At 63.7% G+C, this 26001-nt stretch carries 9 protein-coding genes; 6 read left to right on the top strand and 3 right to left on the bottom strand.

Annotated features, from left to right (window positions below; genetic code table 11):
- Positions 1-113 precede the first annotated feature (113 nt).
- Genes KW062_RS15280 through KW062_RS15260 form a run of 5 tightly spaced genes read left to right on the top strand, consistent with a single transcriptional unit; the run spans position 114 to position 20864 of the window.
- Positions 114-15086: a VCBS domain-containing protein gene (locus KW062_RS15280; RefSeq protein ID WP_218424784.1), complete on the top strand. Its 14973-nt coding sequence runs from the start codon at positions 114-116 to the stop codon at positions 15084-15086.
- A 43-nt stretch (positions 15087-15129) separates the two neighbouring features.
- The gene (locus tag KW062_RS15275; protein ID WP_105754181.1) at positions 15130-16665 is read left to right on the top strand and encodes a TolC family protein; all 1536 of its coding nucleotides are present in this window, start codon (positions 15130-15132) and stop codon (positions 16663-16665) included.
- Positions 16646-17428: an efflux RND transporter periplasmic adaptor subunit gene (locus tag KW062_RS15270; RefSeq protein WP_027620963.1), complete on the top strand. Its 783-nt coding sequence runs from the start codon at positions 16646-16648 to the stop codon at positions 17426-17428. The genes KW062_RS15275 and KW062_RS15270 overlap by 20 nt, the downstream gene beginning before the upstream one ends.
- Positions 17425-18768, top strand: a complete 1344-nt coding sequence (locus tag KW062_RS15265; protein WP_027620962.1) for an efflux RND transporter periplasmic adaptor subunit — start codon at positions 17425-17427, stop codon at positions 18766-18768. The genes KW062_RS15270 and KW062_RS15265 overlap by 4 nt, the downstream gene beginning before the upstream one ends.
- Complete coding sequence (locus KW062_RS15260) at positions 18768-20864, top strand: HlyD family efflux transporter periplasmic adaptor subunit (protein WP_105754180.1); 2097 nt, start codon at positions 18768-18770, stop codon at positions 20862-20864. The genes KW062_RS15265 and KW062_RS15260 overlap by 1 nt, the downstream gene beginning before the upstream one ends.
- Positions 20865-20867: 3 nt before the next feature.
- On the opposite strand, the gene aspT is transcribed toward KW062_RS15260, so the two are convergent.
- Together aspT and KW062_RS15250 are read right to left on the bottom strand one after the other, a co-directional pair.
- Positions 20868-22559, bottom strand: a complete 1692-nt coding sequence (gene aspT / locus KW062_RS15255; RefSeq protein WP_027620960.1) for an aspartate-alanine antiporter — start codon at positions 22557-22559, stop codon at positions 20868-20870.
- A 5-nt stretch (positions 22560-22564) separates the two neighbouring features.
- Positions 22565-23965 carry a DUF2252 domain-containing protein gene (locus tag KW062_RS15250; RefSeq protein ID WP_027620959.1) on the bottom strand — a complete coding sequence of 467 codons (1401 nt, stop codon included), beginning with the start codon at positions 23963-23965 and terminating at the stop codon, positions 22565-22567.
- Positions 23966-24529: 564 nt separating this feature from the next.
- On the opposite strand from KW062_RS15250, the gene dapA reads away from it, so the two are divergent.
- Positions 24530-25396 (top strand): 4-hydroxy-tetrahydrodipicolinate synthase, encoded by an 867-nt coding sequence (gene dapA, locus KW062_RS15245; RefSeq protein WP_027620958.1) that lies wholly within the window; start codon positions 24530-24532, stop codon positions 25394-25396.
- 78 nt (positions 25397-25474) lie between these two features.
- Here the strand turns inward: dapA and KW062_RS15240 are convergent, their stop codons facing one another.
- A complete protein-coding gene (locus KW062_RS15240; protein WP_027620957.1) occupies positions 25475-25975 on the bottom strand; it encodes an Lrp/AsnC family transcriptional regulator in 501 nt (166 codons plus the stop codon).
- Positions 25976-26001: the final 26 nt, after the last annotated feature.

Here is a 26001-nt window from a genome sequence, read left to right as displayed (position 1 = left end):
CGATGAGTTCGCAGCCACGTTGTAAACCGTCGGAAAACTCCTACGCTCCATCTATCCGATAGCGGGCTTGTCTATCAATGGAATGGTTTACCGCGCAGTTTGAGGGCCACACGATGCAAAAATCAGATCGTCCAGTTTTCGCCGCCCATTTGCGTCCACAGCGCCAGGCACTGGCCCTGGAACCGCGAATTCTGTTCGACGGTGCGGCGGCCTCGGCGGCGACTGAACAAACCCACACTGACCCCAGCGCACAGGCCCCGACCGACGCCCATATTCCCCAAGCCACGGCGACCGAAGGTCGTGCCGCCACGGAGCAAGCGCCGTCAGCTGCCCGCAGCTTGCTGGTGCTCGACAGCCGCATCGAAAACCGCGATCAACTGTTGGCGCAACTGCCGGGCAACGTCACCGCCATTGTGGTGAATAGCGGTGAAGATGGCCTGGCGGCGATTTCCGCGGCGTTGGCGCAATTGGGCAAGGTCGACTCGATCCAGGTCATGTCCCATGGCGCCGCCGGGCAATTCACCCTGGGCAATCGTACGGTCACTGCGGACAATATTGGCCAACTGGGACACACCCTCGAGCAATGGCGCAACAACCTCAACCAGGGTGCCGACATCCAGCTTTATGGCTGTGACGTAGGCGCCGGCGCCGCTGGCAAGACCCTGGTGACCGAACTCGCGCGCTGGACCGGCGCCGACGTCGCCGCCTCCAGCAATGACACCGGCAGCGCCGCCGCAGGTGGTGACTGGACCCTGGAAACCCGGGTCGGCGATATCGACAAAAGCATCGCCCTGAGCGGCCTCGCCATGGCCAACTTCGACGGTCTGCTGGCCGATGCCGCGCCCAGTGCAACCCTGGATACCAGCGGCAGCGACGTGTTGCTCGGCGACACCTTCACTTTCACCGTGAACTTCAGCAACACCTCGACCCAAGTCGGTTTTGCACCTTTTATCAACCTGGCGCTGCCGGCCACCGGCAGGGATGGCGATGATGGCGTGAGCTTTATCTCCGCCAGCTACCTGGGGCAAAACCTGATCACCCATTCGATGACCTTCGATGCCGCCGGCAACGCCACCCACCCCCTGGCCAAGGACGCCAGCGGCAACTTCATCGTGATCAACGCCGCGGCCTACGGCATGCGCGCCGGCGACACCCTGGTGGTCATCGAACTGCCGTTCGCCAGTGTCAGCAACCTGCAACCGGTGATCCCGGTGCAGATCACCGCCAGTTTGAGTAATCTGGCCGACACCAGTTTCTCCGATGGCAGCCCGGACCTGACCCTCCGCGCCAGCGGCGGCTTCGAGTTCGGCAACGACGCGCTGGACAACCCGCTCAACGACCCCAGTCTGATTGAAGCGGCGACTGCGGCCTTCGTCGTCCATCCGACGGTGATCACCTTCGATCAGACGCTGAACACCCCTGAAGGTGAAACCGCCACCGGCCCCAACTATGGCCGCACCTTGACCGTCACAGTCACCCCCGCGCCGGGCCAGACCCTGACCAATGTGATCGTCACGCAACCGCTGCCGGACAACATCCAGGTCACCGCCATCACCCCGGGCCCCGGCGGGCGCCTGACCTCGATTACCCTGCACGACGGCACCGTGGTCAGCACTCCTGCGGAAATCGCCCTGCTGATCGCCGCCAACGATGTGTTCATCGATGCCTTCACCGTGCAATACGACAACCTCGCGGCGCAGACCGATACCGTTGTCGCGTTCTACGTGCCGGAAGTCGATGCCGACGGCCAACCCATCATCAATCCGGTGTCCGGCGATGCCGTGACCATCACCCTGCCCGCCCCGACCGCCTCCGGCCAATGGGTGCCGCTGGACCCACGGGACGTCACCGCGCCGAACACCACCATCGATTTCAGTGGCAGCGGCGATCCGGTGCAGTTCATCGCTAAATCCATCACCTTGCTCAAGACCGCCACCGTTCAAGTCGATGTCGGCCATGCCGGTATCACCCCAGGCGACACCCTGCAGTACAGCCTGAACCTGGCGATTTCCGACTACTTCGCCTTCGGCAAGGACTTCTTCAACGAAGGCCAGTTGATCGTGCGTGACCAACTCAGTGACGGCCAGACCCTGACCGGAACGCCGACCCTCACGGTGACCATCAATGGCGTGGCGCAGTCGATCGCCCTGGTCACCAGCACCGTGATCAACGCCGACGGCAGTACCTCCATGGCGTTCGATATTGGCCAGTCGCTGCGCAATGCGTTTTTCAATATTCGTGGCTGGCTCAACGGTGACCTGGCCTTCGACGACACCCTGGAAGGTGCAGTGCTGGCGGTGCTCAGCTATTCGGCGATTGTCGGCCAGACCTATAAGCCGCCATCGGGTGACCCGCACTCGGAGATCAACGAAGGCGATGACCTGGGTAACAGCGCGGTGGTCGACGGCACGCTATTGCTCGACCCGTTCAACCTCACCGGCGAAAGCGAAACCGACGACTCCGCCACCACCAGCACCATTCCCACCAGCACCGTCGACATCAGCCTGGTGGAGGTCAACAACGCCACCCCGCCGGGCAACGGCGAACTGCGGCCCGGCGATGAAGTGACCTTTGAACTCAGCTACGACCTGGTCACCGGCGACTACGAACAGTTCCAGCTCACCGCCTATCTGCCGCTGCCGTTGTTCGATGTCAACGGCGTGACCTGGACCACCGGCAGCGATGTCGGGCAATGGCAGATCGGCCCCGGCAATACCAATGCCGGGGCCGTGCTTAGCGTCAGCAGTGGCGTCGGTAACTCGCTGGTGTTCGACTTCGGCAGCTTTGTCACCGCCGACACCACCGGCAGTCGCATCGTCGTTCGCTTTACCGTTAGGGTCGGTGACCAGCCCTTCGCCGATCAGCGTTCCCTCGACGTCCTGGCGCAATCCAGCCAGCAAACCACCCTCACCGACCGCACGCTGATTTCCTCGGACGTGGTGGCGATTGTCTCGGTGGCTGAGCCGGTGCTGAATATCAAGCACGGCGTGGTGTCCGGCTCCAACGGCACGGTGAGCAACACCACCGGCAGCTGGAATCCGCCAGGCAGCGGCGGCGTGCCGTTCAACGGCAACATCACCGACCTCGCCGCCGTGGACGGCAACATCGTCAATATCGACGGTGGCGACAGCCTGCGCCTGGTGACCGCCATCGAAAACACCGGCGGTGGCGGCGCCTTTGATGTCACCACCAGCATTACCCTGCCCAGCGGCCTGAGTTTCGTTGGCGGGAGCCTGGCCGCTGCCAACCTGCAGATCTACCGGGGCGACGGTAGCGTGCTGGTGCTCGGCACGGATTACAGCGTGACCGGCAACCAGATCACCTTCCTCGACGCCGGCGGCCAGGCATCTCTGCTCGCCGGGCGCAGCGGCACTGACGCCGACAGCAGCGGCGCCAACCTGGTGGTGATCAGTTATGACGTGCTGGTCAGCAATACCATCGAAGCCAGTCGCTCCCTGCAATCGACGGCGACCCTGAGCAATTACGCCAGCGTCAACGGTGGCACCGACTTTACCCCGGTCGACTTGAGCGACCTGGCCAACCAGCAAATCGCCGCGCCGGTCATCAGCAAGGTGTTTGCCGATGGCAGCCTCGACAACGGTGACTCCAGCGCCAGCCATACCAGCGGCAGTGACCTGGTGATCGGCGAAAGCATGCGCTATGACATCGTCGTCACCCTGCCCGAAGGCAGCACCCAGACCCTGCGCATCGACGACCTGATCCCACCGGGCATGCGCCTGGACACCACGTTCAACAATGGCCTCGGTTACCAGATCATCACCACCCGCGCCGGCAGCGGCGCCCTCGGCGCGGACTTCGCCGGCAGCGTGGTAGTCAGTGGCTTTGCCGGTGTGGGCGGCGCGCTGGGTGGCGATGGCGTGGATGCGCGCTGGACCTTCAGTGTGTCCAGCGTGGCGGCCGACAACCAGACCGGCAACAACACCTTCGTGATTCGCCTGCAACTGGTGGCCGACAACGTCCTGCCCAACCAGGCCAACGTCTCCCTGCAGAACAATGCGCAGCTGACCTTCAGCGACCCTGACAGCGACACGCCCAACGGCACTGTGCCGGTGGATCGCAACGTGGCCCTGAGCGGAGGGCTGCCGACGGTGACCGTGCGCGAACCGACCTTGCAGGTGACTCAGGTGCTGACCTCGACCGCCGGCCTGGGCGGTTATGACCAGGGCGATACCGTCAGCTTCACCATCACCATCAGCAATGGCAACACCGGCAACGATTTCAGCGCCTTCGACATCAGTTTCCTCGACAACTTGCCCAGCCAGCTCGACGGCCTGACATTGACCGGGGTTCTGTACCAGAACGGCGCAACCAACAACGGCGGCGTCGATTTCGAGCTGGTCGGCGGACAGTTGCGCACAGTAAACGGCGCCAATATCGACATCGCCAAGGGCGGCAGCATCGTCCTCAGCATCACCGGCGTGGTCAACGCTAGCGCAGCGTCACAGTCCAATTTTGCCAACGTCGCGGCGGTGCAATGGACCAGTCTCGATGGCACGGTGGCCGGCGAGCGCAGCGGCGTCGATGGTTTGATCAACGACGGCACGCTCAACGATTACCGCAATGCCTCGACCCTGGTCATTCCGGTGGCCCAGGCAATCGAGGTGTCGCGGGTCGGCGGGCTGCCGGACACCGCTGCGACCAACCCGACCAATGGCCTGGTCGAGCAGGTGACGGTCGGCGAAGTCATCCGCTACCGGGTGGTGGTGCTGGTGCCCGAGGGCAACAACCCCAACTACCAGATCCAGATCACCCTGGCCAACGGCCTCGAATTCATTGCCCCGGATGCGCTGGTCAACGCCTTGCGCATTGCCTTTATTTCCGGCGGCGGGCTGACCAGCGATGCCAACCTGATCGTCGGCGGTATCCTCGATGTCGACGGCAACGAGAACAGCCCGGAAGCGCTGCCGATCACCCCGGACCTCTCAGGCCTGGCGCCCACCGGCATCTTCGACCCCAGCCGCCTGAACATCGTGACCAACCCCGATGGCAGCCAGACCGTGACCTTTGACCTGGGCAACGTGGTCAACGGCAATGGCGCCGACGACGACCTGGAAGGCATTTCCATCGAATTCAACGTGCGCGTGAGCAATATCGCGAGCAATGTCAGCGGCGCTCAACTCGGTGTGTCCGCGCGGGAGCTCGTCAACGGCGTCGGGCGTGCCAACAGCGATACGGTGTTTGAAACCCTGGTCGAGCCAAGCTTCAGCGGCCTGGACAAGAGCATCGTCGCCTTCGATCCCAACCCCACCGGCACCACCGGCAACGCCACGGTGCAATTGAGCTTCACCCAGAACGGTGGCCTCGCGGCGTTCGATGCGCAGATCGTCGACAGCTTCGCTGGCGGCAGCAACTACACCCTGCTCAGTGTCAGCATCAACGGCGTCAGCTTTGGCCCGGGTAACCTGCCGGCCGGCGTGACGTTCAGCACCACCGGCGGGATCAGTGTCAATTTCGACCAACTGGATGTCGGCGCCCAGGTGCAAGTACGCTACCAAGTGACGGTGCCCAACTCGGCCATCGTCGCCAGCAGCAATGCGACCCTGACCTGGAGCAGCCTGCCGGAAGACTTCACCAGTTGGGGCGGCAACAGCGTCGGCGTCGACGGTACGGTGGACGGCGAGCGTGACGGCAGCAGCGTCGGGCCGAACCAGTACATCCTGCGCGACAACGCCGGCCTCGGGATCATCAGCGGCACCCTGTGGAACGACACCGCCTCGCCGACCGCCAGCGCCACGCCCGATGGCGCCGGTTTGGCTGGACAGACCGTGACCCTGACCTGGGCCGGTGCCGACGGCTTGCTCGACACCACCGGCGACAACCTGACCTTCAGCACCCTGACCGACGCCAACGGCCAGTACCATTTCGGCGTGCTGCCCCTGGGGGTGTTCCGCATCGACGTGCCGGCCGGCCTGATCAACTACCCGCAACCGCTGGGCGACCTGCGGGTGCGGGTCGACAGCGATGCCGGCAGCCTCGGCCAGGTCACCCTGACCCTCGGCGATGCCGACAGCCAGGCGGCCAATGCCGGGTATGTCGAACAGAACGACGCGCCGGTCAACACCCTCCCCGGCACCCAGAACGGTCAGGAAGACGTGGTACTGGACATCACCGGCATCAGCGTCGCCGACATCGACGCCGACCGTGATCCGAACATCAACGACCGCAACCTCAGCGTCACCCTGAGCGTGACCAACGGCACGCTGTTCCTCGGCGCGACGGTGCCGGGCGTCAGCGTCAGCGGAGCCAACAGCGCCATCCTGACCCTCAGCGGCACCCAGGCCAATCTCAACCTCGCCCTGGCCAGCCTGCGCTACCTGGGCAACCAGGACTTCAACGGCACCGACACCCTGACCGTGGTCACTAACGATCAAGGCAACTTTGGCGACGCCGATGGCGACGGCATTCCGGGCGGCGCAGGCGATGCGCTAAGCGACACCGACGCCCTGCAGATCATCCTCGCCCCGGTCAACGACACGCCGGTTGCGGTCAATGACGTTGCGACAGCCCTTGAGGCCGGCGGCACTGACAACGGCACGGTCGGCATCGACCCCCGTGGCAACGTGTTGAGCAACGACATTGACGTCGACATCGCCACCAACGCCGACCGCCTGCATCTGGTCTCGGTCGGCGGTACCGCCGTGCCAACCTCGGGCGTGGTGGTCATCACCGGGCAATACGGGCGCTTGTTGATCGGCAGCAACGGCGCCTATGAATACGTGGTCGATAACAACAATCCAGCAGTGCAGGCCCTGCGTCTGGCAGGCCAGACCCTGGTCGAGAGTTTCAGCTACGTGGTCGCCGACCTGGCCAATGCGCAGTCCGGCGCCATCTTGACCGTGACCCTGCAGGGCGCCAACGACACCCCGCAAGGCGTCGACGACGACGGCGTAGCCATCGAGGCCGGCGGGGTGTCCAATGGCACGCCGGGCAGCGACGCCACGGGCAACGTGCTGGACAACGATTCCGACGTCGACAGCGTGGCCAATGGTGAAACCCGTACCGTGACCGCCGTGCGCCCGGTTGCCGAGGCTGGCACCGGCACCTTCACCCCGGTGACCGGCGCGACCACGGTGGTCGGCCTGTACGGCAGCCTGACCATCAACCCCGACGGCAGCTACAGCTACGTCGTCGACAACGACAACATCACCGTGCAGCGCCTGAGTTCCGGTCAACAGTTGGTCGAGTTCTTCAGCTATCGGCTGACCGACACCGGCGGCCTGGATGATGTCGCGCAACTACGGATCGTCGTCCAGGGTGCCAACGACAACCCGGTGGCCAGCGACGACGCGTCCCTGGCGCAAGCCGAACCCACCAACAGCATCAATTCCGAGGTCAATCCGACCGGCAACGTGATTCTGTTCCCCAGTCGGCCAGGCCCCATCGACCAAACGGGCGGCAATGGCATCGACACCGATGTTGATGCCGCCGACCGCCCCAGCAGCCAGTTGCTGGTCAACGGCGTGATCAATAAAAGCGAAGCCAGCTACGACCCGCTGACCGACATCCTCAATGACGTCGCCACCGGCACCACTTCGGCCAATGGCACGGTGGTTGGCGGCTTGTACGGCACCCTCACCCTCGGCGCCGATGGCTCATTTATCTACGACGTCGACAGCACCAATGCCGATGTCCGGGCACTCTCGGCCGGGCAAACCCTGACCGAGTTCTTTACCTACCGGATCACCGACACCAACGGCCTGACTGACACCGCACAACTGGTGATCACCGTGCATGGGGTCAACGATCCTCCCGTGGCGCAGAACGTGATCGCTATTGCTACCGAAGCAGGTGGCGTGGCCAACGGCACGCCGGGGGTCAATCCGTCCGGCGACGCCACGGTGAACTCCACCGACCCGGACGGCGACCCGCTGGCCGTGACGTTCATCCAGGTTGACGGCGGGCCACCCGTCGCCGTCCTCGCCGGCGGTACCACCGTCACGGGCCTGTATGGCCGACTGACCATCTTCCCCGACGGCAGCTACACCTACGAAGTCGATAACGGCAATGCCGATGTGGAAGCCTTGCGCACCGGCGGCGATCTGCTGCTGGAACGTTTTATCTTCACCATCAGCGATGAAGTCGGGCCAACCCCGGAAACCGATTCTGCCAATATCTTCGTGCTGATTCGCGGCCAGAACGACAACCCGATCGCCACCGACGACAGTGCGACGGCCATCGAAGCCGGCGGCTTGAACAACAACCAGCCGGGGGTCGACCCGGTCGGCAATGTGCTGACCAACGACAGAGACGTCGACGGCGGCGAAGTGCCGAGCGACCTGCCCGCCCATGACTATGGCGAAACCCGCGCCGTTGATTCGGTGCGCACCGGCATCGAAAACAGCGCCGGCACCACCGGCACCCTGGGCAGTGAACTGCGCGGCACCTATGGCTGGCTGACCTTGAATGCTGACGGCAGCTACAGCTATCGCCTCGACAACGCCATGGCTGAAGTTCAGGCACTGCGCGCCGGCGACAGCCTGGCCGATGCCTTCAACTACACGGTGATCGACGCCAGCGGCGCCACCGATGTCGCCACCCTTAACATCAGCATTCAGGGAAGCAACGACACGCCGATTGCGCAGAACGACAGCAACACTGCCATCGAGGCCGGTGGTCTGGCCAACGCCACTCCCGGCGTCAACCCCAGCGGCAACGTGTTGGCCAACGACAACGACGTCGACGGCAACGGCGAAGCCCTGACAGTGGTCGGGCTCAACCAGGGCGCGTCAGTAGGCGTGATCGGCAGTGCTTTCGCTGGGGCTTTCGGCACCCTGACCCTGGGGGCCGACGGCAATTACAGCTACGTGGTCGATAACACCAACCCGCAAGTGCAGGCCCTGCGCACCAACGCCCAGACCCTGACGGAAACCTTCACCTACCGAATCCGCGACCTCGCCGGCGCTACCAGCACCGCGACCCTGACCATCACTATTAGTGGGGCCAACGACAACCCGGTGGCCGTCGACGACAGCACCGTCGCCATTGAGGCCGGCGGCATCTTCAATGGCACGCCGGGGCTCGATCCTTCCGGCAATGTGCTGAGCAACGACACCGACGTCGATGCCGGCGACCTCAAGCTGGTCAACGGCATCCGCACCGGCACGGAAGCCGCCGGCGGTGCGTTTGACACAGTCGGCATCAGCCACAGCCTCACAGGCCTGTACGGCACCCTGACGATCAACGCCAATGGCACCTACAGCTATGTCGTCAACAACAACCTCGACGCCGTGCAGGCGCTGAAAGTCGGCGATACCCTGGTAGAAACCTTTACCTACCGCATGCGTGACACCGCCGGCGCCACCGACGACGCGCAGCTGAGCATCCGCATCGACGGCGCCTGGGATGCCCCGGTGGCGAACAACGACCTCGCCCTGGCGGTGGCCGATGACGGTTCCGGCAACGGCATCGATCCGACGCGCAATGTCTTGCCCAATGACACCGATGTCGATCAGGGCGACAGCTTGCTGGTCACTGGCATCCGTTTCGGCACTGAAGCGGCGGGAGGCAGTCTGTCCGCAGTCAATCCCGGCACCGACAACAGCAACGGCACCCTGGTCAACGGCCTCTACGGGCAATTGATCATCGGAGCCGACGGCAACTACACCTACCACCTCGACTCTCTCAACCCGACCGTACTGGCGTTGGGCCCGCAGCAGTTCCTCAATGAGCAGTTCACCTACCAGGTCACCGACCGCGGTGGGCAGAACGATCTGGCGCAAATCAACATCCTCATCCAAGGCCGCAACACTGCGCCGATTCCCGCCGACGACGCCGCCAATGCCGTCGAAGCCGGCGGGCTTGATAACAACCAGCCAGGAATTGACCCGAGCGGTAACGTCCTGACCAACGACCGCGATAACGAGAACGACGCCCTGCACCTGACCGGCATTCATACCGGCAGCCTCACCGAGGCGGGCACCGTCGGCAGCCTGGGCACGCCATTGCGCGGTCTGTACGGCGACCTGCTGATCAATGCCGACGGCAGCTACACCTATACCGTCGATAACAGCCTGGCGGCGGTCCAGGCGTTGCGGCAAAGCGGCCAGACCCTCAGCGACCTGTTCAGCTACACGGTGGCCGATGAACTGGGAGCAACGAGTCAGGCGCAGTTGCTGATCACCATCGACGGTCGCAACGACACCCCGGTTGCCGTGGACGACGGCGCCATCGCGGTGGAAGCCGGCGGCCTGGCCAACGGCACCCCCGGCAGCAACGGCGTCGGCAATGTGCTGAGCAACGACAGCGATGTCGACAGCGTGGCCAATGGCGAGAGCAAACAGGTGTTGCAGGTCAGCAACGAGAACGGCCAGACCGCCGCTGCCGGCCAGGTGCTGAATGGCCGTTACGGCCAATTGACCCTGAATGCCGACGGCAGCTACAACTACCTGATCGACAACAGCAACCCCACCGTGCAGGCGTTGCGCACTGCCGGACAGACCCTCAGCGAAACCTTCACCTACCGCATGGCCGACACTGCCGGCGCGACATCCGACGCCATCTTGACCGTGACCCTACAGGGCGCCAACGACACCCCGCAGGGCGTCGACGACGAAGGGGTGGCCATCGAGGCCGGCGGGGTGTCCAACGGCACGCCGGGCAGCGACGCCACAGGCAACGTGCTGGACAACGATTCCGACGTCGACAGCGTGGCCAATGGCGAGACTCGCACTGTGACCGCCGTGCGCCCGGTTGCCGAGGCCGGCACCGGCACCTTCACCCCGGTGACCGGCGCGACCACGGTGGTCGGCCTGTACGGCAGCCTGACCATCAACCCCGACGGCAGCTACAGCTACATCGTCGACAACAACAACCTCACCGTGCAGCGCCTGAGCCCCGGTCAGCAGTTGATCGAGTTCTTCAGCTATCGGCTGACCGACACCGGTGGCCTGGATGATGTCGCGCAACTGCGGATCGTCGTCCAGGGTGCCAACGACAACCCGGTGGCCAGTGACGACTCGGCCGAGGCGCAAGCCGAGCCCACCAATGGCATCACTGCCGAGGTCAACCCGACCGGCAACGTCATCCTGTTCCCCAGTCGGCCAGGCCCCATCGACCAGACGGGCGGCAATGGCATCGACACCGATGTTGATGCCGCCGACCGCCCCAGCAGCCAGTTGCTGGTCAACGGCGTGATCAACAAAAGCGAAGCCACTTACGACCCGCTCACCGATACCCTCAATGGCGTCGCCAGCGGCACCACCTCGGCCAATGGCACCGTGGTCACCGGCTTGTACGGCACCCTGACCCTCGGCGCCGATGGCTCATACCTCTACGATGTCGACAGCACCAATGCCGATGTACAGGCACTCTCGGCCGGGCAAACCCTGACCGAGTTCTTTACCTACCAGATCACCGACACCAACGGCCTGACTGACACTGCGCAGTTGGTGATCACCGTGCATGGGGTCAACGACCCGCCGGTGGCGCAGAACGTCGTGGCGATTGCCACGGAAAAAGGTGGAGTGGCCAACGGCACGGCAGGCGTCGATCCCTCGGGCGATGCCATGCTCAATTCCATCGACCCGGACGGCGACCCGTTGAATGTGACCTTCATCCAGTTCGACGGAGGGACGCCTGTAGCGGTCGTCGCGGCCGGTACCACCGTCACGGGTCTGTATGGCCGGCTGACTATCTTCCCCGACGGCAGCTACACCTACGAAGTCGATAACAGCAATGCCGATGTGGAAGCCTTGCGCACCGGCGGCGATCTGCTGCTGGAACGTTTTATCTTCACCATCAGCGATGAAGTCGGGCCAACTCCGGAAACCGATACTGCCAATATCTTCGTGCTGATTCGCGGCCAGAACGACAACCCGATCGCCACCGACGACAGTGCGACGGCCATCGAAGCCGGCGGTTTGAACAACAACCAGCCGGGGGTCGACCCGGTCGGTAATGTGCTGACCAACGACACCGACGTCGACGGCGGCGAAGTGCCGAGCGACCTGCCCGCTCACGACTATGGCGAAACCCGCGCCGTTGATTCGGTGCGCACCGGCATCGAAAACAGCGCCGGCACCACCGGAACCCTGGGCAGTGAACTGCGCGGCACCTATGGCTGGCTGACCTTGAATGCTGACGGCAGCTACAGCTATCGCCTCGACAACGCCATGGCTGAAGTCCAGGCACTGCGCGCCGGCGACAGCCTGGCCGATGCCTTCAACTACACGGTGATCGACGCCAGTGGCGCCACCGATGTCGCGACACTGAACATCAGTATTCAAGGGCGCAATGACACGCCGATTGCACAGAACGACAGTGCCACCGCCATCGAGGCCGGCGGTCAGGCCAACGCCAGCCCCGGCGTCAACCCCGGCGGCAACGTGCTGGCCAACGACAGCGACGTCGACGGCAACGGCGAAGTCCTGACGGTGGTCGAGCTCAACCAGGGCGCGTCGGTAGGCGTGATCGGCACTGCTTTCGCCGGCGCGTTCGGTACCCTGACCCTGGAGGCCGACGGCAATTACAGCTACGTGGTCGACAATAACAACCCGCAAGTGCAGGCCCTGCGCACCAACGCCGATACCCTGACGGAAACCTTCACCTACCGCATTCTCGATCTTGCCGGCGCTACCAGCACCGCGACCCTGACCATCACCATTCGAGGGGCCAACGACAACCCGGTGGCCGTCGACGACAGCACCGTCGCCGTCGAAGCCGGCGGCACCTTCAATGGCACACCGGGGCTCGATCCCTCCGGCAATGTACTGGGCAACGACACCGACGTCGATGCCGGCGACGGCAAGCAGGTGACTGATATTCGTAGCGGTTCGGAAACTGCCGGTGGTGCGTTCGACACGGTTGGCATCAGCCACAGCCTCACAGGCCTGTACGGCACCCTGACAATCAATGCCGACGGCACTTACAGCTACGTCGTCAACAACAACCTGGCCGCCGTGCAGGCACTGAAAGTCGGCGACACCCTGGTAGAAACCTTTACCTACCGCATGCGTGACACCGCCGGCGCCACCGACGACGCGCAGCTGAGCATCCGCATCGACGGCGCCTGGGATGCCCCGGTGGCGAACAACGACCTCGCCCTGGCGGTGGCCGATGACGGTTCCGGCAACGGGGTCAACCCGACGCGCAATGTCTTGCCCAATGACACCGATGTCGACCAGGGTGACAGCTTGCTGGTCACCGGCATTCGTTTCGGCACTGAAACGGCGGGCGGCAGCCTGGCAGGCGTAAATTCAGGCACAGACAACAGCAATGGCACTCTGGTCAATGGGCTCTACGGGCAATTGATCATCGGTGCCGACGGCAACTACACCTATGACCTCGACTCCCTCAATCCAACGGTACTGGCGTTGGGGCCGCTGCAGTTCCTCGACGAACACTTCACCTACCAGGTGACCGACCGTGGTGGGCAGAACGATCTGGCCGAAATCCATATCATCATCCGTGGCCGCAACACCGCGCCGATTCCCGCCGACGATGCCGCCACCGCGATCGAGGCCGGTGGAATCGACAACAGCCAGCCCGGTATCGACCCGAGCGGCAACGTACTGGACAACGACCGCGATAACGAGAACGACGCCCTGCACTTGATCGGCATCCATACCGGTCCCATTACCGACATCGGCACCGTCGGCAGCCTGGGCACGCCACTGCGCGGGCAATATGGCGACCTGCTGATCAATGCCGACGGCAGCTACACCTATACCGTTGATAACAGCCTCGCGGTCGTACAAGCCTTGCGCCAAAGCGGCCAGACCCTCAGCGAAGTGTTCAGCTACACGGTGGTCGACATCTTTGGTGCCACCAGCCAGGCACAGTTGCAGATCACTGTCGACGGCCGCAACGACACCCCGGTCGCCGTGGACGACGGCACCATCGCCGTCGAAGCCGGCGGCGTGGCCAACGGCACCCCCGGCAGCAACGGCATCGGCAATGTGCTGAGCAACGACAGCGATGTCGATAGCGTGGCCAATGGCGAGAGCAAGCAGGTGCTGCAGGTCAGCAGCGAAACCGGCCAGTCCGCCGCGGCCGGCCAGGTGCTGATCGGCCGTTACGGCCAATTGACCCTGAATGCCGATGGCAGCTACAGCTACCTGATCGACAACAGCAATCCCACCGTGCAGGCATTGCGCACCGCCGGCGAAACCCTCAGCGAAACCTTCACCTACCGCATGCGCGACACGGCCGGGGCTACCGCCGATGCACGGCTGACGGTGGTCATCCAGGGTGCCAACGATGCCCCGGTAGCGCAGAACGACAGCAACACCGCCAGCGACCAGACGCCCGCGCCGCAAGCCACCGGCAACGTACTGCCCAACGATGGCGACGTCGACGGCAACGACCGCCTGCACGTGGTTGCGGTGCGCAGCGGCGCCGAGTCTGGCAGCGGCACTGCCGGGGTGATCGGCCAGCCGATTGCAGGGCTCTACGGCACCCTGGTGCTCAATGCCGATGGCAGCTACACCTACACCATCGACCAGAGCAACCCGCAGGTTCTTGCCGCTGCCGGTCTCGGCCAGGTCCTGCAGGACGTGTTCACCTACACCGTCAATGACCTCAGCGGTGCCAGCGACCAGGCTGAACTGCAGATCACCCTGGACATCGCCACACCCTTCATACCGGCACCGGCCATCAATGTCTTCGCCCGGGACCCGAACAACCAGAACCGCAACCTGCTGCCCCCCGACCCGCAGCCGGCGGTGTTCATCACCCCGGTGGTCGAGCGAAATGCCCGGCTCAATGAACTCTCCTCCTGGGATACCGGCGGCAGCAACATGGCGCTGGTCTTGACCGGCGAACTGCGCAGCGACTCGCTGGGCGATGGCCTGGGCGTGGTGCCCGGTCAGTTCGTCGCCGCAGCGGTACGCGAAAGCCGCATCGAAAGCGAGCTCGACCTGCTGTGGATCCTCGGTCGCCAGGGCCGCACCGATCTGACCGCCGACGGCTTGCTCGGCGACCCGTCGCTGTTTGCCAATGGTGCACCGGACATGCTGCGTGGCTCGGCGCAGGTCGAGGCCCGCCACGAACAGCAGCAGGGACGCGGCTTCAGCGCGCAACTGCGCAACGCCGGCCAGCGCCTGCACCCGACCAATAAGGGCAACTGACGTGAACTGGCCCACCATTTTCCAAGCACACAAAGGAATGCACATGCAGAAAAATGCCCATCGGATTCTCAGTAGCGCCCTCGTCTCGACCCTGCTGCTCAGTGCCTGTTCTTCACTGGAGCCCAAGCCGAGTACCGAGGAGGAAAACCGTCAACGCATTCTTGCCGACCAGTCGCGCATGTATTCCGCCCAGGAACCGGTGACCGCGCCCCTGACCTTCTACGATGCGGCCGCCCGGGCCCTGAAATACAACCTCGACTACCGCTTGAAACTGATGGAAAGCGCCCTGGCCTCGGACTTGCGCGACGTCTCCAGCCACGAAATGCTCCCGCGACTGGTGGCCTCGGCCGGTTACGCCGGGCGCAACAATGACTCCGGCGGTACCTCGATCGGCATCGAAGACCGCCAAGTCAGCTTGCGGCCCTCGACCTCCGAAGAGCGTTATCGCCAGCTCTATGGACTGGGCCTGAGCTGGAGCCTGCTGGACTTCGGCGTGGCCTACTACCGTACCCAGCAGAAATCCGACCAGATCCTGATGGCCGAAGAGCGCCGGCGCAAAGTCGCGCAGAACGTCTTGCAGGACGTGCGCAATGCTTACTGGCGGGCCCTGGGCGCGCAACGGCTGATGCCGGAAGTCGACAAGCTGCTGATGCGCACCCACACCGCACTGACCTCAGCCCGCGAGGCCGAGCAACGGGGCCTGTTGCCGCAGCAGGAAATTCTCGCCTACCAGCGGGCCCTGCTTGATTCGATCTACCTGCTGACCGTGCGTCGCCAGGATCTGGAATTCGCCCAGGCCGAACTGGCAGCCCTGATGTCGCTGCCGCCGGGCTCGAAGATGGTCCTCGCCGACACCACGGATCCGCGCCTGCCGGAGGTCCGGCAGAGCATGGCTCAGCTCGAACAGCTGTCGTTGGAGCACCGTCCGGAAATCATGGAAGAGTGGTACCGCAAACGGGTTAACCAGAAAGACCTGGACATTGCCAAGGCGCAACTCTGGCCCAACGTCAGCGTGGACTTCGGTTATCGCTATGATTCCAACAAGTACCTGTACAACAGCGACTGGATGAACACCGGCGTGCAGGTGTCGATGAACCTGCTGCGCCTGCTGCAATTGCCGTCCCTCAACGCCGCGCAACAGTCCCAGAGCGAGACCGACGATACCCGGCGTGTCGCGCTGTCGATGGCGATCCTGACTCAGGTGCGGGTCGGCACCCTGCGTTATCAGTTGGCGCGTCAGGAGGTCGAGTTCACCGAGGAAAGCCTGCGGGTCGACCGCAGCCTGCTCGACTACGCCCAGGCGGCGAAAACTGGCGCCCTGGGTTCGGAACTGGAGGTGATTCGTTCCGAAGGCCGTTACCTGCTTTCGCGTTACCAGCGCGAGGCGGCGTTCTCCAGTGCCCAGGCGGCCTGGGGCCGGCTGTATAACTCGATTGGCCTGGACGTGCTGCCGAGCGAAATCGACAAGCACGACATCAAGACCCTGTCCCGGGAAATCCAGCGCACATTGAATGAACAGGAGCAGCAACGCCTGCTCATCACCCAGCAAGGAACGTCGAATGCGCAAAACCGCCCTTGAGTCCCTCGCCGGGGCTCTGTTGTTGGTCTGTCCACTGTTGTCGGTGCATGCCGACGACACACCCGCGCCGGAAAGCGCCAGCGCCATTCGCGTGTTGCTGGCCGCCGAACTGGAAACCACCCTGTCCAGCCAGATGAGCGGCACCTTGGCGGAGTTGCCGGCCGGGTTTGGCGAGCAGGTCAAGAAGGCCGAATTACTGGCCCGTTTCAACTGCAGCGAAGCCGACGCCCGCAGCAAGGTCGCCGCCGCCGAGCTGACCATGGCCCGGCAGAATCTGGAAGCCAAGAAGCAACTGCGCAAACTCAATGCTGTGGGCGACATTGAAGTGTCGATGGCCAACACCGAAGTGCAAAAGGCCGACGGCGCCCGCGCGATGGGCCAGGCCCAGAGCGGTTACTGCCAGGTGCTGGCGCCGTTTTCCGGGCGCATCGCCAAGGTCTACGTCAAACCCTTCCAGACCGTCACCGCGGGTACGCCGCTGTTCGACCTGGTCAGCGACGGCGCACTGAAGGTGCGCTTGAATGTGCCGTCGACCCTGCTGAAAACCCTCAAGCCCGGCCTGCCGTTACAGGTCAACATCCATGAGACCGGCAAGAGCTATACGGCCACAATCAGCGCGATCAACTCGCGGGTCGATGCGGTGGCGCAAACCGTCGAGCTGGAAGCGCGCCTCGACAACAAATACCCGGAACTGATGGCCGGCATGAGCGGCACCGCGCGCTTCACCGAGGAAACGGCCCAGCACGACAGTTCCCAGCCATGACCATGAACGAGTCGTTACCCCACCCTCACCTGCTGCTCGAGCTTGATGCCCTGCGGGACAAGGCGCTGGCCGCTGATACCCTGAATGCGCTGGCGTTCAGCATGGCCAATGACCTGTACCCGTTGCTCAAATTCCATCAGGCGCTGGTGTTCGCCGAGCGTGACAGGTCGCTGGAACTGCTTAACGTTTCCGGGCTGTCGCGGCCCAGCGAGGACTCGCCCTACCTGGTCTGGCTGCGCCGGGCCAGCCGCTGGGTTGCTGCTCAGGTGATGGAGGAGCCGCTGTGGTTGACCCAGGACAGCAAGGCCCCGCCGGCGGACATCAGCGACGGCTGGAGTGAGTGGTGGCCGACCGGCCTGTGGTGCATTCCGATTGCCAATCAGCAGGGTCAGCGCCTGGGGCTGTTGCTGTTGTTGCTCGACCGCGAACCGCCGCCCGTGTTGTGGCAGCACCTCAAGGGCCTGGTGGGGACCTGGGGTTACTGCTGGGCGGCGCTGACTCGTCAACGTCGCCTGAGTCGCTGGCGCCCCAGTCGCCGACAGGCGCTCGTGACCCTGCTGCTGTTTGGCGCGCTGCTGTTTCTGCCTGTGCGGCAAACCGCCTTGGCGCCGACCGAAATCGTCTCCCGTCAGGCGCAGATCATCAGCTCGCCCATCGACGGCGTCATCGAACAGATCAAAGTCCGCCCCAACCAGCCGGTGGAACTCGGCACGCCGCTGTTCTCCCTCGACGAAACCACTTTGCGCAGCCGCGCCGAAGTGCTCGGCAAGGAAGTCGCGGTGGCCGACGCCGAACTGCTCGCCGCCAGCCAGCGCGCCTTTGACAACCCGCAAAGCAAAAGCGAACTGACCCTGCTCCAGGGCCGTGTCCAGCAACGCCGGGCCGAACTGGCGGCGGTGCAGGCGCAGCTCAAGCGCACCCAGGTCGTGGCGCCGCGTGCCGGGGTCGCCGTATTCAGCGACCCCAACGACTGGCTGGGCAAGCCGGTGGTCACCGGCGAGCGCATCATGCAGGTGGCTGACCCGAGCCAGCCGGCGATGCAAATCCAGTTGGCGGTGGCCGATGCCATCGCCCTCGAACCCGGGGCCGAGGTCACGCTGTTTCTCACCGCGTATCCATTGAGCCCGCTCAAGGGCACAATCCTTGAGACCAGCTACCAGGCCCGGCCCAGCGATGAGGGCGTGGTCGCCTACCGTTTGCTGGCAAGCATCGACGGCACGCCGGAACACGCGCGTCTCGGCTTGCACGGCACCGCCAAGCTGTATGGCGGCCGGGTGATGCTCGGCTATTACCTGCTGCGTCGGCCACTGGCGACGCTGCGCGCCTGGAGCGGTTGGTGATGCTCGATCCCGCCGATCTGCCGGTGCCACCGTTGCGCGAGGACCTGCGCCTGAGCGAAGCCGCCCATGGCAGCAATGGCGAACCGGCCTGGGTGATCCAGGACACGGTGATCAATCGCTTCTACCGCATCGGTTGGCTGGAGTTCGAATGCCTGCTGCGCTGGGGTCAATCGCCCCGGCAGATTAGCCAGCAGATCGGCGAAGGCACCGCGCTCAAGCCGGACGTTGAACAGGTCCTCGACTTCCGCCAATTTCTCGAGCAGCACCAGTTGCTGCGGGCCGGTCCTGCCGCCCTGGCGAAATTGCAAGCCAAAGGCGAAGAAGGCAGTTGGTTGAGCTGGCGCTGGTGGCTGCACCATTACCTGTTTTTCCGCATTCCGCTGCTGCGTCCGCAACAGCCGTTGCAGCACTTGGCTCGCGCCCTGGGCTGGTTGTTTCACCCGCTGACCGGGCTATTGGTGCTCGGCCTGAGCCTGCTGGGGATCATCCTCGTGCTGCAGCAGTGGGACGTGTTCACCCATGCCGTGGTCGAGTCATTTTCCACCGAGGGCCTGTTGAGTTTTGCCTTGGCGCTGATCGTCGCCAAGACCCTTCATGAACTGGGGCACGCGTTGGTGGCGACCCGACTGGGATTGCGTGTCGGGCACATGGGCATTGCCTTCGTGGTGCTGTGGCCAATGCTCTACACCGACACCGGCGAAAGCTGGAAGCTCAGCCGCTCACGCCAACGCCTGGCGATTGCTTCGGCGGGGATCATCACCGAGCTGTCGCTGGCCGGACTCTCCACACTGGGCTGGGCACTCTGTGATCCTGGCGCGCTGCGCAATGCCCTGCTGTATCTGGCGACCACCAGTTGGCTGCTGTCGCTGGCGCTGAATGCCAGTCCGTTCATGCGCTTCGACGGTTACTTCATCCTCTCCGACCTGCTGGATTTTCCCAACCTGCATGAACGCTCGTCGGCGCTGGCTCGGGTCACTCTGCGGCGCAATCTGTTGGGCTTGCAGGAAGCCTGGCCGGAGGCCTTCCCGCCACGACAACGCCGGCTGCTGGTGGCTTTTGCCATCGTCACCTGGCTATACCGGCTGGTGCTGTTCCTCGGGATCGCCCTGGCGGTGTACCTGTTCTTTTTCAAACTGCTGGGGATCATCCTGTTCATGGTCGAACTGTCCTGGTTTATCGCCATGCCGGTGCTGCGCGAGTTGAAGCACTGGTGGCAACAACGCGCCGCCGTGCCGGGTAAACGCAAGCTGCTGTTCTACGCAGCGCTGATACTGCTGCTCGGGGTTTTGGCGATTCCCTGGCATAGCCAGATCGATGGGGTGGGCGTCGCCCGCGCTGAGCAGCAACTGCGGGTCTATGCACCCTACCCGGCCCGGTTGCAGTCGATCCGCACGGGCGGCCCGGTCCAGGCCGGGGAGAATCTGGTGATACTCGACGAGCCGGACATCGCCTCGCGCCTGCGCAGCAGCGAAGCCAATGCCCGCAGCTATGCGGCGCGGTTATCGGGGTTGTTGGCCGATCCCGGTGGTCTGGCCGAGGATGCGGTGACCCGCCAGCGCCTCAACGTGCAATTCGAAGAGGCTCGCGCCGCTCGTTCGGAGATGGCTCGGCTGAACCTGCAAACGCCGTTTGCCGGAATCTGGATGGACGTCAATCCAGACTGGAAACCCGGCCAGTGGATCGGTCGCCAGGAGCCGCTGGGGATCCTGATCGACCCGCGCAGCTGGCAGGTCGATGCCTATGTCGCGCAAGACCAGGTCCATCGTATGGCGGTCGGTGACCCGGTGCGCTTCTACCCGGACGGCCAGGCCAGTCCGCTGCGCGGTCACGTCCTGCAGATCGGCAGCACCCGCGCCGGGCAACTGTCCCATCGCATGCTGTCGTCGCGTTTCGGTGGCCCGGTGGTGACCACCGACGCCGAGCACGCGCTGGTGCCGGGCAGCGCGCTGTTCCAGGTGTTGGTTCAACTGGATGAGCCCTTGCCGAGCCTGCGCGAAACTCGGGGGCATCTGAAGATCGAAGGCGAACGGCGCAGCCTGTTGGCCGACGGTGCCACTCACCTGGCGGCGGTGTTCATGCGCGAGAGCGGCTTCTGAACATCATCCCGCCACCATGAACACAATGATCGGCCCGCACACCGCCAACAGCACGTTGGAGATCGCATAGCACACGGTAAAGCCGATTACCGGGGTATTGCTGCCGGACTGTTCGATGATCTTGTTCATCGACGCCGCCTCGGTCTGTGCCCCGGCCAGGCCGCCAAACAGGACCATCGGGTGCAGGCGCAGCACATAGCGACCGAAATACAGGGCCACAAACGGTGGCAGGATAGTCACCACCGCGCCCGACACCAACAGCGCCAGGCCCTGTTCCTGCATCGCCGCAAAAGCTGCAGGACCGGCCAGCAGGCCGACCACTGCGCCGAAGGCGGTCAGGCCGAACTCGGAAAACGCCCACTGTGCCGCTGGCGGCAAGGCGCCGATTTCCGGATGCCGCGAGTTGTACCAGCCGATCACCAGTGCGGCAACCAACACCCCGCCGCCCACGCCGAGCTCCACCGGGATCATGCCGATATGGGTCGACAGCAGCCCGAGCAACGAGCCGATCACCATGCCCAGGGTGTGCATGGCGATGTCACTTTTGTAGTTGCTCTCGCGCACCCGGCCCAGACGCTTGGCCAACGCATCGACACTGGCAGTGCGCCCGGTGACGCTGATCACGTCGCCACGGCGCAGCACGGTGTTGGGCAACAGCGGCAGGTCATAGCCCTGGCGGGTGATGGAAATCAGGAAGCAACCGAGGCGCCGGGAGTTTTCCAGGTGTTCCCGCGCTTGATGGATGGTCTTGCCGGCAAACTCCTTGGACGTCAGGACGATGTCCGCCTGGCGGGTGGCAAACGACAACGACTCGGCGTGGTCGATTTCCGGCCCCACCCACTCTCCGAGGGTGCCGACTGCCTCGCGCAGCGCGTACACACCGACGATATCCCCGGCCATGAGCACGAAGCCCTCGTCGCGTTCGATCACCTGCCCGGCCCGCACCACCCGCTCGATGCTCAGGGATTCGTGTTGGCGCTCGAGATCGGCAATGCGTTGGCCGTTGGCCTGGCCCTCGACCGAGACCTGATGGGCGCGCACCACGATCCGCGTGTAAGGAATGCTGATCGCTTCTTCGTCCTTGGCGATGCCCAACTCCAGTTCCAGCTCTCGCGCCGAGGCCTTGAGGTCCACCCCGAGCAACTTCGGCGCAATGCTGCCGACAAACACAATCAGGCCGATGGTGCCGAACAGGTAGGTGATGGCGTAGGCGATCGCCATATGGCTGTTGAGTTGCGCCTTGGCTGCCTCATCGATAGCCAGTTGATTGATAGCGCTGGTGGCGGTGCCCATGATCGCCGTATCGGTCAGCGCGCCAGCGCCAAGGCCGGCGGTGAACCCGGCGTCAAAGTCGAAGATCGCGTTCATCAACAGGATCGCGCCCAGTGCCGTTGCGCAAAGCACAAACGACAACGCCACCAGCTTCAGGGTGCCGCGATTGAGGCTGCCAAAAAACTCCGGCCCGCTCTTGAAGCCGACCGCGTAGATGAACATCACGAAGAACACCGACTTCAGACCCGCCGGCACCTCAAGGCCGATCTGGCCGATCAGCAGGCCCATGAGCAAGGCACCGGCCACCGAGCCCAGATGGAAGCTGCCGATCTGGATTCGGCCGATCAGCACGCCCAAGGCGATGGCCAGGAATACCGCAATTTCTGGATTTGCACGCAGGGCGTGGAGGAAAAAATCGAGCATCCGTGTCACTCCTCATGCAATACATTCACCCGACCACTGCGAGCAGCCTTGAGCAGTTGCGCATGGTCACGTTCGGTCTGGTCGGCATAGAGCAAGGCAAAGTCGCCCACCGCTTCGTCGAACACCTCGCTTTTACCCAGGTAGCCGGAGATGGTCGCCGCGTCGCCGGACTTGGCATGGGCCCGTGCCAGGGTCAGGGCACAGAGCTCGGCGTAGCGTTCCAGCTGGGTGGCGCTGATGTTCTGCAGTGGCACTGACATCTTCATGTCGCGTAACTGCCGCACGAAGAAGTCATAGCCCCCGGGGCCGCGCACCCAGCCGAGGAAAATGTCGCTGGAGGACTGCATCAGGCGCTGCCCCATCACCACCCGCTGGCCTTGATTGTCAAACTGGCTTTTGCCTGCATAGGGCTCCAGCACCGAGCGGCAGGATTCCTTGAACTGCAGGATCAGCGGGTGGTTTTCCTCGGAAAACAACAACATGATGTAGCAGCGTGTACCGACGCTGCCGATGCCGACTACCTTGAGTGCGGCGTCGACCAGGCGATAGCGATCGAGCAGGACCCGGCGCTCGTCGCTGAGACTTTGCCGATACGCCGCCATGCCCTGATGCACCCGCACCATGAACTCGGGGTCCGCGACGTGCTGGATCACCGGCGGCTGGTCGACGATGCGCGGTTGGCCGGCGACCTGCCCGGCGATTTTCGGAAAGACGCTTTCCATGACCCGCTCGCGGGCACGCTCGAACAGTTGCTGGCGGAATTTCAGGGCCTTGGCGTCGGGTGCGGTATCGAGCAACTCCTGGGCATCGAGTCGGGAATACCAGACCTCCAGCGGTTTCATTTTCGAGAAGCGCCGCAGGTGTTCGCGGTAGCCGCGCGCGCAGGCAATCGCAATCTTGCGCGCACGGGCGTCAGTCGCCCCACCGTCACGGGCGGCCACGGCAAAGCTCACCACCAGGCGCTTGATGTCCCATTCCCAGGGCGCCGGCAGGGTTTCGTCGAAATCATTGAGGTCGAAGACCAGGTTGCGCTCAGGGGTGGCGAACAGGCCGAAATTCAGCAGGTGACAGTCGCCGCAGGCCTGCACCGTCACGCCGATATTCGGCCCTTTGGACAAGTCATGGGCCATCAGCGCTGCCGAGCCCCGCAGGAAAGTAAAGGGACTGCGCAACATTCGCCCGTAGCGAATCGGCACCAGCTCCTGCAGGCGGTCACGATTGGATTGTTCGAGGATGGCCACGACGTCACGCTGTCGAGCGGGCGTTTGCCACTTGGCATGCGCCTCCCGCGGGATTTGACTGCGCATACGTTTACCGTCATCGAGCCGTTCTTCCCGGGAACGGAATGTCGGGTGAGCTTGGTTTTCCTGCTCCGGCTTGCGTGAAGATTTGCGGGTGGATGCCATGATGCAGTCGTCTCCGATGCGCGGCGTTTGTGGCCCGCCCTGATTGGGCGCAGGCCGAATTGCTGGTTTCTTCACGCTAGCTGAAACTGGTGTTTTCACCAGCCTGCTGCTGGCGTTAATCCAATGGTTTTTCGGGTGAATACAGCGCCTGCCGGTATCGATTTCAGACACAGCGGTGGCTCGCTCAGGTAACTGAATTGGCGGACAAGCCGGGTAGGTTTGTTCTTCGGTTGGTCAATAGCGTGCAAGCGCCCTGTTCGATCAGGGCGAAAATCCTCGTTGACATCCCTCATCGAGCCCACGCATTATCCGGCAACACATTTTGGCAAGCGATCCTCCATGATCCGCATCACCGACTCCCTGCTGACCGACCCGGGCTTTATCGCCCAGGCTGTCGCATGCGTGTCGGTTGCCAATAAATCGAAGAAACAGTCGCTCATTTGACCGGGGCGCTGTCCCGTCAGATGAGCTGACAGGACACAAGGCACCCGGCGACCCCTCCCCCTGCTTGATTCCTATCACTCCTCTGACGACGACTCATCGGTCTGACTTGGGAGTACATGCATGTCTGATTTTCGCGGGATCTGGGTAGCACTGGCCACGCCGTTTCGTTGCGGGCAGGTCGATTTCGAGGCGCTGCAGGGCTTGGTCAACAAGCTTCTCGCGGACGGCGTCAGGGGCCTGGTGGTGTGTGGCACCACCGGTGAAGCGGCGGCCATGAGCGAGGACGAGCAACTGGCGGTGCTGGATGCAGTGCTGCAATGGGCGCCTTCCAGCCAGGTGATCATGGGCCTGAGTGGCAACAATCTGCAGGACATCCTTGCTTTCCAGGAGCAGATCCAGCGCCGTGAGCTGGCAGGCCTGCTGGTGCCGGCGCCCTATTACATCCGCCCTTCGCAGCAAGGTCTGGAGGCCTTTTTCAAGCGTGTGGCGGATGCGTCGTCGGTGCCGCTGGTGCTCTACGACATTCCTTATCGCACCGGTGCGCGGATCGAGCGCGACACGCTGCGGCGAATCGTGCGCCATCCGAACATTGCGGCGGTGAAGGACTGCGGCGGCGATATCGAGACGACCCTGGCGTTGATCGCCGACGCTCAGGTCGAGGTGCTGACGGGCGAGGACATCCAGATACTCGGCCACCTGGCCCTGGGCGGCGCCGGGGCGATTTCGGCGTCGGCCAATGTTCACGCGAATCTGTATGTGCAGTTGATGCAACAGATGGAGCACGGTGAACTGGCTGCGGCGCGTGCCAGCTTCCGGCAATTGTTACCGTGGATCCAGATCGCCTTCGCCGAGCCTAATCCTGCGGTGGTCAAGGCTGCCCTGAGTGTCCAGGGCTTCATGGCCAACGAACTGCGCGAGCCGATGCAGGTGTGTGGGGCGATGACTCTGGAGCGCTTGCGGCCGGTGTTGCAGGGGTTGGTGGTTTGATGTGCCCCATCGCTGCGCTGCGACGATTCGACAAGCCAGCTCCCACCGGTCTTGGGCCAGGTACAAATGCCGTGGCGCTCAATCCGAACTGGCCTTCGGTATCGCCATCCGGCTCCCGGCCTTGACCTCGCGCAGGGCCAGGCTCGACTGGATCGAGGCGATGCCGACCTGGCGCCGTAGCACTTGTTCGATGAAATCGCTGTAGCTGTCGAGGTCTTCGGCCAACACTTGCAGGACGTAGTCGGAATCGCCGGTGATTTTGTGGCAGGCCAGCACTTGCGGCAGTTGCTTGATCACCGCTTCAAAGGCATCGGGGGCATGGTCGGCGTGGGTGGAAAAGCGGATATGCACGAAGGCCATGATATCCAGCCCGAGCATGCGTCGATCGAGGTTAGCCTGATAGCCCTTGATCACCCCCGCCTCCTCCATTCGTTTGCGCCGGCGCCAGCACGGCGTAAGGCTCAGGGACAGACGCTCGCTGAGTTCGGCATTGGAGATACTGGCGTCTTCCTGCAGCAGTTCAAGAATCGCCAGATCAGTTTCGTCGAGGCTGATGCGTTTGGAATTTCTTTTCTGCATGACCCTATCCGTTAGAAATATCGCCC

The organism is Pseudomonas fluorescens (assembly GCF_019212185.1).
Taxonomy (GTDB): Bacteria; Pseudomonadota; Gammaproteobacteria; order Pseudomonadales; family Pseudomonadaceae; genus Aquipseudomonas.
This window is presented reverse-complemented; position numbering and strand designations above follow the sequence as displayed.

Excerpts from the sequence above, each read along its gene's own strand:
- KW062_RS15280 (WP_218424784.1), top strand. The coding sequence starts at position 114 with ATGCAAAAATCAGATCGTCCAGTTTTCGCCGCCCATTTGCGTCCACAG.
- KW062_RS15275 (WP_105754181.1), top strand. The coding sequence starts at position 15,130 with ATGCAGAAAAATGCCCATCGGATTCTCAGTAGCGCCCTCGTCTCGACC.
- KW062_RS15270 (WP_027620963.1), top strand. The coding sequence starts at position 16,646 with ATGCGCAAAACCGCCCTTGAGTCCCTCGCCGGGGCTCTGTTGTTGGTC.
- KW062_RS15265 (WP_027620962.1), top strand. The coding sequence starts at position 17,425 with ATGACCATGAACGAGTCGTTACCCCACCCTCACCTGCTGCTCGAGCTT.
- KW062_RS15260 (WP_105754180.1), top strand. The coding sequence starts at position 18,768 with ATGCTCGATCCCGCCGATCTGCCGGTGCCACCGTTGCGCGAGGACCTG.
- aspT (WP_027620960.1), bottom strand. The coding sequence starts at position 22,559 with ATGCTCGATTTTTTCCTCCACGCCCTGCGTGCAAATCCAGAAATTGCG.
- KW062_RS15250 (WP_027620959.1), bottom strand. The coding sequence starts at position 23,965 with ATGGCATCCACCCGCAAATCTTCACGCAAGCCGGAGCAGGAAAACCAA.
- dapA (WP_027620958.1), top strand. The coding sequence starts at position 24,530 with ATGTCTGATTTTCGCGGGATCTGGGTAGCACTGGCCACGCCGTTTCGT.
- KW062_RS15240 (WP_027620957.1), bottom strand. The coding sequence starts at position 25,975 with ATGCAGAAAAGAAATTCCAAACGCATCAGCCTCGACGAAACTGATCTG.